The organism is Amphritea sp. GJ51-11 (genome assembly GCF_055808735.1).
Genome location: NZ_CM147881.1, coordinates 1,074,022 through 1,086,663, shown reverse-complemented (window position 1 = coordinate 1,086,663; position 12,642 = coordinate 1,074,022). Strand labels below are relative to the sequence as shown.

Sequence of the window (12,642 nt, the reverse complement as noted above, 5' to 3'; positions counted from 1 at the left end):
GCTCTCCTGTCTTGATACAAATGCAAATATAGTTGATAATGGCAACTATATTTAATATGGTTGACCTTGTCAACCACTTGCACAGAGATTCTTTATGTCTGATCAATCATCATTAGAAAGCCTGTTTCACTTAGTCCACGGATTAAAGCGTCAGTTACACCAACAGACCGAGCAACTCAACTTGGGTATCACCCCCATGCATGTCCGTGTCATCAAGATTATCCATCGTAAAAAGCCCTGCACCGCCATTGATATCGCCAGCTTTCTCGGACGCGATAAAGCCCAGGTAACACGCTTGGTTAACACCTTGATTGAACGGGGGTTTATTACCCGAATGCCCAACCCGAACGACAAACGCAGTCATTACTTATGCCCTACAGATGCTGGTATTGCCGTTATCAAAGAGATTATCGATATTGATGCCAAAACGGTGCAGGTGATGACCGAGGGACTTACGTCAGAAGAGCTAGCGGAATTTCATCGTCTTTCAGGCATCATGGCTAACAACCTTCACCCCACAAGCGACTCGCACTAGTCGCCCTTGCGACATTCATCGCAAACCTAAAACCGCTAAACTAAGCCCGATCACCGCGCTGTAGGTAATAAGCGATCAGACCAAGACACAATCCCCAAAAGGCACTACTGATACCCCACAGATTCAATCCCGAGGCGGTCACCAAGAAGGTTAATAGAGCCGCGTCTCTCTGACTTGGATCGGCCAGTGCCGCCGACAAGCTATTACCAATAGTACTCAGCAACGCCAGACCAGCAACCGCCATCACTAATGCTTCAGGGAAAGCCATAAACAACGCGGCAATGGTCGAACCAAACAAGCCCGTCAGCAAGTAAAAACCACCTGCCCAGACCGCCGCTAAATAACGTTTGCGCGGATCATGCCCTGCTTCATCACCCATACAGATAGCGGCGGTAATGGCCGCTAGATTAAAGGAGAAGCCACCCAATGGCGCTAATAGCACACCGGTTAAGCCGGTCCAGGTCAATAATGGTGAAACAGGAGTGTCATACCCGTTGGCCCGCATCACCGCGACACCGGGAACGTTCTGAGAGGCCATCGTGATAATAAACAGAGGAATGCCAACACCGATGATACTTTGTGGATCAAATACCGGGGTCACCCATACGGGAGTCGATAACTGCCACTGCAGAACCTCTAGATTCAATTGCCCTTGAAAGAAAGCCACCAGCGTACCGATCAGCAATACCAACGGAATCGTATAGCGCGGCAAGGTAATCTTAATCAGCAGGAACGCCGTTAGCATCAGCCCCACGAGTAATAGGTTCGTTGCCATTACCGTAAATAGATCGAGGCCAAACTGCAGTAAAACCCCCGCCAACATCGCCCCGGCCAACGGCATCGGCACATGATGCATGATCTTTTCAAACCAACCGGTAATACCGCATACCAGAATCAACGCCGAGCTGAACATAAATAACCCAATCGCTTCATTAAGCGGCACACCGGATAATGCCGTGACCAACAACGCAGCACCGGGGGTCGACCATGCGGTCAAAATAGGGGTGCGAAAATAGACCGATAAACCGATACTGGTCAGCCCCATGCCAATACCTAGCGCCCATAACCACGAACTCATTTCTGCCGCTGAGGCACCGGCGGCGGCCGCAGCCTGAAAGATGATCACCGCCGAACTGGTATAACCCACCAAAACCGCGACAAAACCAGCGGATATATGCGACAGGCTGAAAAAACCACTGCGTTTTGAGCGACCCATGATTGATCCCATCCGAACAGCCCCTTACACTTGATTCATTACTTGTGCGCTATAACGCCCAAGACCAAAAGCGTATCATTGTGCGCTATAGCGCACAACAGAAATCTAGCCATTGGGAACTTATCTGTGCAAGAAATTAATCAGAACCTCGCCAAACACTTGAAGCAACAGCGTCAGCAAAAAAATGGAGCCTCGATCGCACCGCCAATGAAACCGGAGTGAGCAAAGCGATGCTTGGGCAGATCGAACGTGGGGAGTCCAGCCCAACCATTACCACCCTATGGAAAATCGCCAGTGGTTTTAATATCTCCTTATCGAGTTTAATCGACCCCTTATCGGCCAATAGCGATGCCACGGTCATTCCACCGATACTGGCAGAACACAAATACCTAGCCAGTGATAATGCACCCGTGCCGCCCATTTTTCCCTATGATCCTAATATGGGGTTTGAGATGTTTGAATTCATCCTCGATGCTGGTGTCGAACGACTGTCAGAGGCTCATCGCCCCGGCGTAACCGAACATGTGGTGGTCATTAGCGGCACGATCCAACTGCTTATTAACGATGAATGGCTAACGTTAACCCAAGGGGAGGCGATACGTTTTGCGGCGGACAAACCCCACGGTTATCGCAACAGCGCTGATCACGCTGCTGTTTTTCACAATATCATCCACTATGGGCAGCCAATCGTTGATTCCCCCTCAACCGATTGATTTGTCATTCGTCATCTGCCCTATCGCTACTTTTAAGCTACCCTTAAATTAACCGGTATAAACCATGAGGGTAGCGAACAACATGTCTAATCATCACACCTATAGAAAGATAGAAATAGTCGGCTCGTCACCCATCAGCTCTGATGATGCGATTCGTAATGCGCTGGCACAATGCAGCAAAACTATCAAACATATGGATTGGTTCGAAGTCATTGAAACTCGAGGTCATATCATCAATGGCCATATCGGGCATTTTCAGGTCACTCTCAAGGTTGGTTTTAGGCTGGAAAAGAGCTGATTTGAATCGTCACCCCATCATCGCCTAAAAGTCAGCCCCGATGCGGAGAGTGTTAAGCCGTACAATATTCACTGGGGTTTAATTAGGCGATGATGGTTGCGGCGCACTACCCTGCTGCTCGCCATCCTCATCTTGCTTTGGATGTTCGAGAGATGTCATTTGCTCGGTTTTTTCGCTAATCACCTCGGTTATGCGCTGCTTATCATTACCGCTAGCACTTTTCGCCTGTACCCCCAATGCTTTTATTTCACTTTTCAGTTCCTGCTTTTTCTCTTCTCGAGCTTGGGCCTGTTCAGCTTTATCAAAGACAATCTCTTCCGCTTTAAACAGTTCAGTGGTAGCCGCTTTAATCACCGAATTAGGCAATATTTTGGTTGTCTCAGACAGCTGCCGCTGGTTCATAAATCCTGGGGAGACAATCTCAATATCATTGCCATGTAAGGTATCGAGAATTGCCCGGTACAGGTTTGAGCGGGTTGTTAACAGGCTTTTTACTTCGCTAAGTAAGCCACTCACCCGATAGGTAATCGCATGATCACCCAGTTCGACGATCTGACAGAAAGGTTCAGCTAAACCGGCTTCGCCAGCCGCTTCGATCAGTAAATTTTCTACCTGGCCATGGTGCAGGTCATACCCTAGAGATAGCGTAACCGAAACAATTGCCCCATCCGATAAAACCACTTCCACCGGGTTGGTAATCAAATAGGTATTGGGCAGTGACACTAATTCACGATGTTCGGTTTGAATCTCGGTATCCAGCAAGCCACGCTCAGCCACCCGGCCAAAGTGCTCACCCACCCGAATAAAATCACCTACCCGGAAAGGCCGTGTATTTCGCAGCATTAACCCCGCCATCAGGTTAGTGGTCACCGTGGTCGATGAAAAAGCAATCACCCCGGAGACCAGCACGCCAATGAGCCCTATCACCTGATTTCGGGTGCTGACACTCACCGGTAACGCAATGGCAATCAACACCGCCGCCGCCAAGCTCAGTACCAACATAATCAACTGCCGCGGCAAGCGACGCTCATTCCCCATCTCGGGATGACGCGCCAGTAACAACCAATGCAGTGTCAGCAGCAATAGAACAGCCAACACAACCGTGACAAACAACGGAATAAAGGCCATGACCTGATCAGACAGTTGTTCCATAAATCCCTCAGACAGCACTATTCGACTCAATCGCTAACGACTGTATAGGATACATTCCAGATATCACAGATATTCTCTATTGTCGGCAACGCTTCCTCGCCAACATGACCCATGGTCACGCTGATATAAGCAGCCCTAGCCACCACCTTATGACAGCCATCAATCTCTGACAAACGTTGAAAAAAGGCATCTTCATCAGCCAAGCATTTAAATATCGGGGCGGTGATTTTAATAAGCTGCATGGCTATAGAATACCCCATTATGCGGGCATCTGCCGCGCCCTAATTTAACGTGAAAGCATCAAAGCCAATAGACCGGATAGTGCCGCCCGGGATTACGCGACATATTGTTGACCAATAGTGCCACTAATAACATCACCATTGCCCCAGAGAGAATCGGTGACACCACATATAGATAGCCCATCGCATGGATACTATCGCCGCCGATAATAGCAATCAGGGCAGTGGCTCCGCCCGGCGGGTGAAGCGTGCGGGTAAAATGCATCGCCACGATCGCTAAAGATACCGCCAAGGGAGCCGCAAAAAGCGACTGATCACCTATTAAGAGGTAGACCGTTACACCGATCAATGCCGATACCACATGACCACCAACAATGTTACGAGGTTGAGAAAACTCAGCTAACGGCGCGCCATAAATCAGTACGGCAGATGCACCAAATGAACCAATCAACAGTAGATTATCCATCCCTAGATGGTGCAGTTCGCGTCCCATGACCGAGATAATGAGAATGCCCATAAAGGCCCCAACCCAAGACCAAACAATCTTTTTAAGCGGTTTACGCGGTGGGCACTGCCCTTTAGTTTTCATACGCGCAAAATAGTTCTTCATGTTAATACGACCCAACACATCAGCTTGCCCTTGCCTATGCCGCATAGGCAACGATCAAAGGTATTTTTACCAAACGATTTAAGTGGCGGCATTCTATCAAAACCGCGCTGAGAAGCTTAAATAAATTAATTCACGTCAACTCAAAATTCATTCACCTACTGGATTCAGAGGCGAGCATAGAACAAGGTGACGGTAAACAATGACAGACGGTTTCTTTCCGCGCCCGTTAGAACACAAGGCAGCCGGTAAATCGGACGTAAAAAGCAACAAGCCGAACGATATCGCTATCGCCCGGCCTGAAAGTTAACAGGGGTGTAATAAAAGCTTACACCTGCTCCTGTTGATAATAACGCTTCAACACTTTCGCTAAGCTGACGGGATCATCACTACCGGCCAACTCACGAATCGAATGCATCGCCAACTGTGGCACACCAATATCAACCGTTTTCACACCGATCTCGGCAGCGGTGATTGGACCAATGGTGCTACCACAACCCATATCACTGCGAACAACAAAGGACTGCAATGTCACACCTTCCTGTCGAGCAATATGACGAAACAACGACGCAGTTTCACTGTTGGTGGCATAACGCTGATTCGCATTAATTTTAATCACCGCACCGGCATTCATCCGCGGGCCATGATTACCGTCATGTTTATCGGCAAAGTTAGGGTGCACCGCATGGGCATTATCCACGGAGACCATCATTGAGTTGGCAATCATCCGGCTACGGGATTCGGGGTCCGGTTGTAAGCGCTCGAGTAACTGTTTCAGCATCGGTCCCTGTGCACCTGCAGCGCTCATGCTACCCACCTCTTCATGATCGTTACAGACCAGCAGACAGCTCTGTTCGGAATCAGACTCAATCAACGCCTGCATACCGATAAAGCAGCTCAGAAGATTATCCAATCGAGCCGATGCAAAGAATTCATTATTTAAGCCGATATAGGCAGGTTTCTGCACATCATAGAAGCTCAATTCATAATCAAGAATCTCTGCGACATCATCGATGTGGTGCATCAACAACTCGTTTTTAAGGATGTCACGCAGCTCAATTTTATCGTCACCAACCAGTTGCGCCATAATCGGCGGCAGATCGGTTTGTGGATTAACATTCAAGCCTTGATTGACATCCCGATTAAGGTGAATGGCTAGGTTAGGTATCACCGCCACAGGGCGTTCAAAATTAACGAGAGCACTGGCCATGTCACCATCGTTATTAATGTAATTAACTCGTCCAGCAAGTGATAGGTCACGATCAAACCACGGATTGAGCAAGGCACCACCATAAACTTCCACACCAACCCGCAAGCATCCCTGACTTTGGGTTTCGGGGTTCGGCTTCACCTTCAAACAGGGGCTATCGGTGTGCGCCCCGACCATCCGAATACCCGAACGGGTTAAACCAGCATTCGCCGCCAGCGTCCAAGCAATAATGGATGATTCATTACGTACAATAAAATACCGGCCACCGGGCCTTACATTCCAAACATCCTGTTCCAAAAGCTCAATAAAGCCAGCTTCCTGTAACCGTGCTCGCATCTCGTAAACCGCATGAAATGGGGTCGGCGATGCGGCGAGAAATTCAAACAGTTGCTTATTAAAGTCATGTTTTTGCATCATTGATCGACCTTTTCCTCTGGCAGGATTTCTAACAACTCTAGTTCAAAAATAAGGGCCGAATTGGCCGGCACCATACCACCGGGGCTACGGGCACCATAAGCTAATTCAGACGGCAGGTAGATCTTCCAGCGCGCCCCCGGTGACATTTCAAGCAGCGCCAAGCGCCAACCTTTAATCACATCTTTAATCGTAAACAGTGCCGGCTTAGTTTTCTGCGCTGAGCTCTCAAACACCTCACCATCCACGGTCCAACCGGTATAGCGCACCTTAACACGGTCTAACACCCGTGGTTTTGGCCCATCTGCGGCCTTTAATATCTCATATTGCAACCCAGAATCGGTCACAATAACGCCCTCTCGTTGTGCGTTTTCAGTGAGGAAACGGGTGCCCATCTGTTTAGTTTCATCATTCAATGCTTTATCAAGCAACTCCTGGCGAAACTGTTTTTCCTCTTCACTTTGGCCACAACCAGCGACGATGGTAACTAACAACGATAAAAACGTAATCTTCAAAACCCGCATAATCACGATGGTAGTACCTACTTCAATTAATAAACGAGGGATAAGCCGTTGATTTTACATCAGCACGAGACAAGACTACACTCAGATTTTCTGAGTTACGGAACCAAGCGGGTCATTTGTCTGTCTCAGAGTCTATATGTAGTCGTAAAACAGGAACATACAGTTTGATACACACACGCCCATTACGTCGCTTGCTCACCACATCACTTGCCCTGAGCCTGTTGATAGCGCTTCCCGCGAGTGCTCTAACCAATCCTGTTTTACAGCCGGATCCCATTCATAAGCAGACGATTACCGATATTGTCACTTCACTGAATCAGGGCCACTATAACAACATTGCCCTCAATGACACACTCTCCGGCAAAGTATTGGATCAATACTTAGAGAGCCTCGACCCTTCGAAAGCATTCTTTTATCAGTCCGATATTGATGAGTTCCAACAATACCGCACTCAGATTGATGATGAAATCCGCAGTGGTGACCTAACCGCCGCTTACAGCATTTTCAACCGCTACCAGCAACGCTCACAAGACCGTCTAGAAAAACTGGTTAGCACATTGGAAAGCCCTGACTACCAGGTCGACTTCAGCATCGATGAGAGCATTGAAACCGATCGAGAAGAAAGCCAGTGGCCCGCCGATGAAGCTCAGATGAACGAGTTTTGGCGCAAGCGCCTAAAAAGCGCTCTCTTAGGATTAAAAATCGCCGATAAGAGTATCGATGAAGCCAAAGAGTTATTGATAAAACGCTATAAGAGCCAGCTTAATCGGGCGACACAAACCAACAACGAAGATGTGTTTCAAAACTTTGCCAATGCGCTAACCAAGCAGTTTGATCCACATACTCAGTATTTTTCTCCCCGACTATCGGAAAACTTCAATATCAACATGAGCCTTTCCCTCGAAGGTATTGGCGCGGTATTGCAAAGCGAGAATGAAAACACCAAAGTTGTACGTCTTGTGCCGGCAGGCCCCGCCGATAAAGCCGGACAGCTAAAACCTGCTGACCTGATTGTGGGCGTGGGCCAAGGTGAAGATGGTGAAATTGAAGATGTCGTTGGCTGGCGTCTCGATGAGGTCGTAGACCTGATTCGCGGCCCCAAAGATAGCGTTGTCCGACTCAACATTATCCCTGCTGATGGCGATGACACCCACCAGAAAGTCATAAAGATCACCCGTAATAAGGTCAAGCTGGAAGAACAAGCGGCTCAGAGTAAAATCATCGAAATCGACCATCAAGGCAAGCCCTATAAATTGGGCGTCATCAGCATACCGGCCTTTTATATCGACTTTGCTGCCCTACAGCGTGGCGACCCGAACTATAAAAGCACCACTCGTGATACGGCGAAGCTGATCAACGAGCTAAAAGCCGAAGGAATTGATGGCTTGATCGTCGATCTGCGCAACAACGGAGGCGGCTCACTTCGTGAGGCCAACGAACTGGTAGGACTATTTATCAGCCGAGGCCCGACAGTACAAATCAGAGACCCATTGAATCGCGTTAATATTCAAGCGGACCTAGACCCTCGAGTCGCGTATAACGGCCCAATGGCTGTCCTAGTTAACCGACTCAGTGCCTCAGCATCGGAAATCTTTGCCGGCGCTATTCAGGATTATCAGCGTGGCCTTATCGTCGGTAGCCAGACCTTTGGTAAAGGTACAGTGCAAACCCTCGCGCCATTACATCACGGCCAAATCAAACTGACCCATGCTAAGTTTTACCGCATATCCGGTGAAAGCACCCAGCATAAAGGGGTTGTCCCGGATGTCAGCCTACCGACTATGTATGATATGGACCTGATCGGTGAAAGCGCCTTAGATGGTGCTCTACCCTGGGATACCGTGCCGGAAATTCCTCATCAGCGTTATATCGACTTCAGCACCATTTTACCGGTACTCAATCGTCGTCATCATGAACGAACACAGTTTAATCCCGACTTCCTATTCATGGATGCACAAATTAAGCGTATGCATGAAAACAAGCAGGATAAACAGATATCGCTCAACGAAGCCACCATTAAGGCGGAGCGCAATGACTCTGAACAGTGGCTACTCGATCAAGAAAATAAACGCCGGGCCGCGAAACAATTACCCACAATCAATGAACTCTCTGATCTCGATGATCTACTTGAAAAAGACTCTCAAGGTCGTACCATCAGTCCGGAGCAGGAAGCCCTGCTAACAGAAACCGGCAACGTCTTACTCGATATGATTGAATTAACGGATAAGTATATCGCTATCAAAAACTGATCTGCCAAGGGTAAGGTTCGATGCAGCTAAGCAAGTTCAAATTAGGTCTTTTGATCGGCATACCCGTCATGCTGATCATTGCGGCGGGGACAGGCTATTTAATCTATAGCCTGATCAGCGCCCAGCATGAGGAAAACCGTAAAAAAGTAGAGGGCTTTGGCGAGCTAGTCATCCCACTCGACTCAACCGCATCACAATCCTCTACTGATCGAAGCCCAAGTATCGGCAACGATGAATTGAGCCCTACCCAACGGATCATCGTCACCCTCAAAAACGAACGCAGTAAACTGATCGAAGAAGCGGGTGAAATGCGCCAAGAGATTAGCAATCTGCATATGAAGATTGCCGAACTCGAACGTTACAAGCAGACCAATGAGCGCTATGCACCGCACACCTTCAATGAAGAAGTATCCACGGTGCATACCCGCATGAAACAGCTGTTGGCTAGCCAAGAAGAATCAAAGCGTTTTTCTCGCAACCAACTGAAAGGCATGGCGGCAGCCTCCGCCCAAGAGTACAAACGCTACCTGACCATGCATAAGCTATTACTCGATCAGGACCAGATTGATACCATCGTCAATAGCCATTTACCCGTGTATGCCTACTGTATTGGCGACGGCATGGATATCGCCGCAAACAACCGGGAAGAAGAGCAGCAAGTCGTCGAATATTTCAAAACCATGACCACCGTACTCATGAGCAGTCGACTTAAAAGTGATCTCAAAGCGATTATCGAGCCCTGCCAAGCGCTGCTAGCAAAACGTTTAAGCTACCTATCGCCTAACGCCTGAAGCAGATAAAACGCCCCACCTACCGACACCTATAAAGCCTGCAACCCAGTTCTAGCGGACCCAGGCCCTTTTACCAAAAACGCAAAATCGGTATAATTTGCCCCCTGTCCTCTTGCCTGCCGCTCATTTTATCAGCCACCACAGCGCTCATCAGGATAACCAAAACCGGACCTGTATCGGGCTGATGGTACGGGTGTAAACACGGCCTGCCCTGTCTTTCCTTAGGGCAAGCCTACAGGAATACATATGTCCGAAAGCTTTGCTGAATTATTCGAAGAATCCCTACAACATCTCGATATGCAACCCGGCACCCTGGTTATGGGTGAAGTCCTCGATATCGATCATGATTGGGTCACGGTGAATGCCGGTCTAAAATCTGAAGCGATCATCCCTCGCGAACAGTTTCTCAACGATGCCAATGAGCTTGAAATTCAAGTTGGCGATATGGTTAAAGTCTCACTGGAAAGTGTTGAAGACGGTAACGGCGAAACCCACCTCTCCCGTGAAAAAGCCAAACGCTCTGAAGCTTGGGAAGTGCTGCAGAACGCCTTTGACGCTGAAGAAACCGTTAAAGGTTATATCAACGGTAAGGTTAAAGGTGGCTTCACCGTTAATGTAAACAACATTCAAGGCTTCCTACCCGGCTCCTTGGTCGATGTTCGCCCAGTTCGCGATGTTGATCACTTAGAAGGTAAAGAACTCGAATTTAAACTGATCAAACTAGACCCTAAGCGCAACAATATCGTTGTCTCCCGTCGTGCGGTACTACAGGAAGCCAACAGCGCTCAGCGGGACGAACTACTGGCAACATTACAAGAGGGCCAGCAAGTTAAGGGGTACGTTAAGAACCTAACCAACTACGGTGCCTTTATCGACCTTGGCGGCGTTGACGGCCTACTGCATATCACCGATATGGCCTGGAAACGTATTGCCCACCCAAGCGATATGCTTACCCCTGGAGATGAGATCACCGTTAAGATCATCAAATTCGATAAAGAGACTAACCGTCTATCTCTCGGTTTAAAACAGCTGAGCGGCGATCCTTGGTCATCGATTAAAGCACGCTACCCCGCTGGCGCAGTGGTGCAGGCGACGGTGACCAACCTGACCGATTACGGCTGCTTTGCATCCATCGAAGATGGGGTTGAAGGTCTGGTCCACGTATCAGAAATGTCATGGACTAATAAAAACGTACACCCCTCGAAAGTGGTTCAGGTTGGCGATGCCATTGAAGTGATGATTCTTGATGTCGATGAAGACCGTCGGCGTATCTCTCTGGGTATCAAGCAGTGCACTAACAACCCTTGGACAGCCTTCGCTGAACAGCATTCTGCTGGCGATAAAGTCAGCGGCGCGATTAAAACCATCACCGATTTCGGCATTTTCATTGGCCTAGAAAATGACCTGGACGGATTGGTTCATATGTCGGATATCACTTGGGATACTGACGCCGAAGTGGCGCTGCGAGAATTCAAGAAAGGCGATGCGGTCGAAACGGTGATACTCTCGATCGATGCCGAGAAAGAGCGTATCTCGCTGGGTATCAAGCAGCTGCAAGGCGATGCTTTCTCTGAATACACGTTGGCACACCCTAAAAATACCATCGTCACCGGCACCGTTAAGTCTGTCGATGCGAAAGGAGCCAACATCGAATTGGCTGAGGGTATCGATGCTTATCTGAAAGCCGCTGATATCAGTATCGATCGTATCGATGATGCCTCAACAGTGCTTAAAGTAGGCGAAACAGTCGAAGCGAAAATCATTAACCAAGATCGTCGTAATCGCTCAATCAGCCTATCGATCAAAGCCAAGGATCAAGCCGACGAAAAAGCCGCAATCAAAGCGATGGCGGATGCTCCAATTGAAACCGCTGGACCAACCACCATTGGCGATCTGATCAAAGCCCAATTGGCCGCTAAAAAGTAAAACGCGTCAATTAGCAATTAAATTGATCAAAAAAGGAGCGTCACCCGCTCCTTTTATTTTTCTGATTAACTCACAAACTAATTAATCGAGCAGATAATCAAAATACTCATCATCACTTTTCAGCTTATCATCGGTAATTTCATACCAATCTAGCACTGAAGCACCCGCCTCTTTTACCGATTCACGACGTCCACTCACCAACGGATGCCACTCGGGAAGATCCTTACCTTCATGCACTAAACGATAGGCGCAGCTCGGCGGCAACCAATGAAATTCCTGTACATCTTCAGGGTGCAGCTTGACGCACTGAGGCACCAGCGAACAACGTGTCTCATACTGAGTGCAGTACAACGTTTCCATATCCAATAGATGACAAACCACACTGGTGTAATGCACCTGGCCGGTATCTTCATCTTCAAGCTTATGTAAACAACACAGTGAACAACCATCACAGAGTGATTCCCACTCCGGTTCGGACATCTGCTGCAAGGTTTTAGAACGCCAAAATACCTGATCAGCCACTAACGCACACCTGTTTGTGGACGATCCTTAAACAGATCGAGTAGATAATCATCTTTAGGCGGCGGCATCTGCAGGAAATAGCCCTTTTCACGGATATCATCCAACACCTTAGCCGCATCGACCCGAGACAACTCTTTTTCAGGGGTTAACAGCATATCAAACACATGAATCGGCGCACCAAACATCTCTTTTAATGTGTCGGGCACACGCTTCAACTTGTCCGTTTTATCAACGTAAAGATACATT

Annotated in this window: 14 protein-coding genes; 6 read left to right on the top strand and 8 right to left on the bottom strand. The window is 48.4% G+C overall.

Annotated elements, in window-relative coordinates; genetic code table 11:
• Positions 1 to 94: 94 nt before the first annotated feature.
• Positions 95 to 535: a MarR family winged helix-turn-helix transcriptional regulator gene (locus AC0L4K_RS04700; RefSeq protein ID WP_473268391.1), complete on the top strand. Its 441-nt coding sequence runs from the start codon at positions 95 to 97 to the stop codon at positions 533 to 535.
• A gap of 40 nt (positions 536 to 575) precedes the next feature.
• Here AC0L4K_RS04700 and AC0L4K_RS04695 read toward each other — a convergent pair whose 3' ends face one another.
• Positions 576 to 1,763 carry a benzoate/H(+) symporter BenE family transporter gene (locus AC0L4K_RS04695; protein WP_473268390.1) on the bottom strand — a complete coding sequence of 396 codons (1,188 nt, stop codon included), beginning with the start codon at positions 1,761 to 1,763 and terminating at the stop codon, positions 576 to 578.
• A gap of 206 nt (positions 1,764 to 1,969) precedes the next feature.
• Between AC0L4K_RS04695 and AC0L4K_RS04690 the strand changes: the two genes are divergently transcribed.
• Entirely contained in the window at positions 1,970 to 2,464 is a 495-nt protein-coding gene (locus tag AC0L4K_RS04690) for a helix-turn-helix domain-containing protein (RefSeq protein ID WP_473268388.1), read from the top strand.
• Between the two features lie 82 nt (positions 2,465 to 2,546).
• A complete protein-coding gene (locus tag AC0L4K_RS04685) occupies positions 2,547 to 2,762 on the top strand; it encodes a dodecin (protein ID WP_417226043.1) in 216 nt (71 codons plus the stop codon).
• 78 nt (positions 2,763 to 2,840) lie between these two features.
• Here AC0L4K_RS04685 and AC0L4K_RS04680 read toward each other — a convergent pair whose 3' ends face one another.
• From AC0L4K_RS04680 to AC0L4K_RS04660, 5 genes are all read right to left on the bottom strand, one after another.
• Positions 2,841 to 3,914 (bottom strand): mechanosensitive ion channel family protein, encoded by a 1,074-nt coding sequence (locus AC0L4K_RS04680; RefSeq protein WP_473268387.1) that lies wholly within the window; start codon positions 3,912 to 3,914, stop codon positions 2,841 to 2,843.
• A 26-nt stretch (positions 3,915 to 3,940) separates the two neighbouring features.
• Positions 3,941 to 4,156, bottom strand: coding sequence for a hypothetical protein (locus tag AC0L4K_RS04675; RefSeq protein ID WP_417226047.1), 216 nt, complete (start codon positions 4,154 to 4,156; stop codon positions 3,941 to 3,943).
• Positions 4,157 to 4,214: 58 nt separating this feature from the next.
• Positions 4,215 to 4,763 carry an HPP family protein gene (locus AC0L4K_RS04670; protein WP_417226049.1) on the bottom strand — a complete coding sequence of 183 codons (549 nt, stop codon included), beginning with the start codon at positions 4,761 to 4,763 and terminating at the stop codon, positions 4,215 to 4,217.
• A 325-nt stretch (positions 4,764 to 5,088) separates the two neighbouring features.
• Positions 5,089 to 6,384: a M18 family aminopeptidase gene (locus AC0L4K_RS04665; protein WP_473269208.1), complete on the bottom strand. Its 1,296-nt coding sequence runs from the start codon at positions 6,382 to 6,384 to the stop codon at positions 5,089 to 5,091.
• On the bottom strand, positions 6,384 to 6,908 hold the full coding sequence (locus tag AC0L4K_RS04660; protein ID WP_417226204.1) for an FKBP-type peptidyl-prolyl cis-trans isomerase: 525 nt from the start codon (positions 6,906 to 6,908) through the stop codon (positions 6,384 to 6,386). The genes AC0L4K_RS04665 and AC0L4K_RS04660 overlap by 1 nt, the downstream gene beginning before the upstream one ends.
• A gap of 164 nt (positions 6,909 to 7,072) precedes the next feature.
• Between AC0L4K_RS04660 and AC0L4K_RS04655 the strand changes: the two genes are divergently transcribed.
• The 3 genes from AC0L4K_RS04655 to rpsA all read left to right on the top strand — a co-directional run bounded on the left by AC0L4K_RS04655 (position 7,073) and on the right by rpsA (position 11,874).
• On the top strand, positions 7,073 to 9,157 hold the full coding sequence (locus AC0L4K_RS04655; RefSeq protein WP_473268386.1) for a carboxy terminal-processing peptidase: 2,085 nt from the start codon (positions 7,073 to 7,075) through the stop codon (positions 9,155 to 9,157).
• 20 nt (positions 9,158 to 9,177) lie between these two features.
• Positions 9,178 to 9,948, top strand: a complete 771-nt coding sequence (locus AC0L4K_RS04650) for a hypothetical protein (protein ID WP_473268385.1) — start codon at positions 9,178 to 9,180, stop codon at positions 9,946 to 9,948.
• Positions 9,949 to 10,194: 246 nt separating this feature from the next.
• Positions 10,195 to 11,874: a 30S ribosomal protein S1 gene (rpsA, locus tag AC0L4K_RS04645; RefSeq protein ID WP_473268383.1), complete on the top strand. Its 1,680-nt coding sequence runs from the start codon at positions 10,195 to 10,197 to the stop codon at positions 11,872 to 11,874.
• 81 nt (positions 11,875 to 11,955) lie between these two features.
• Here the strand turns inward: rpsA and AC0L4K_RS04640 are convergent, their stop codons facing one another.
• Positions 11,956 to 12,396 (bottom strand): YcgN family cysteine cluster protein, encoded by a 441-nt coding sequence (locus AC0L4K_RS04640; protein WP_473268382.1) that lies wholly within the window; start codon positions 12,394 to 12,396, stop codon positions 11,956 to 11,958.
• A complete protein-coding gene (locus tag AC0L4K_RS04635; RefSeq protein WP_473268381.1) occupies positions 12,396 to 12,641 on the bottom strand; it encodes a YcgL domain-containing protein in 246 nt (81 codons plus the stop codon). Before AC0L4K_RS04635 ends, AC0L4K_RS04640 begins: the two co-directional genes overlap by 1 nt.
• Position 12,642 lies beyond the last annotated feature (1 nt).

Coding starts and splice junctions, on each gene's coding strand:
- AC0L4K_RS04680 (WP_473268387.1), bottom strand. CDS start 3,914: ATGGAACAACTGTCTGATCAGGTCATGGCCTTTATTCCGTTGTTTGTC.
- AC0L4K_RS04685 (WP_417226043.1), top strand. CDS start 2,547: ATGTCTAATCATCACACCTATAGAAAGATAGAAATAGTCGGCTCGTCA.
- AC0L4K_RS04660 (WP_417226204.1), bottom strand. CDS start 6,908: ATGCGGGTTTTGAAGATTACGTTTTTATCGTTGTTAGTTACCATCGTC.
- AC0L4K_RS04670 (WP_417226049.1), bottom strand. CDS start 4,763: ATGAAGAACTATTTTGCGCGTATGAAAACTAAAGGGCAGTGCCCACCG.
- AC0L4K_RS04665 (WP_473269208.1), bottom strand. CDS start 6,384: ATGCAAAAACATGACTTTAATAAGCAACTGTTTGAATTTCTCGCCGCA.
- AC0L4K_RS04635 (WP_473268381.1), bottom strand. CDS start 12,641: ATGTATCTTTACGTTGATAAAACGGACAAGTTGAAGCGTGTGCCCGAC.
- AC0L4K_RS04675 (WP_417226047.1), bottom strand. CDS start 4,156: ATGCAGCTTATTAAAATCACCGCCCCGATATTTAAATGCTTGGCTGAT.
- AC0L4K_RS04695 (WP_473268390.1), bottom strand. CDS start 1,763: ATGGGATCAATCATGGGTCGCTCAAAACGCAGTGGTTTTTTCAGCCTG.
- rpsA (WP_473268383.1), top strand. CDS start 10,195: ATGTCCGAAAGCTTTGCTGAATTATTCGAAGAATCCCTACAACATCTC.
- AC0L4K_RS04650 (WP_473268385.1), top strand. CDS start 9,178: ATGCAGCTAAGCAAGTTCAAATTAGGTCTTTTGATCGGCATACCCGTC.
- AC0L4K_RS04700 (WP_473268391.1), top strand. CDS start 95: ATGTCTGATCAATCATCATTAGAAAGCCTGTTTCACTTAGTCCACGGA.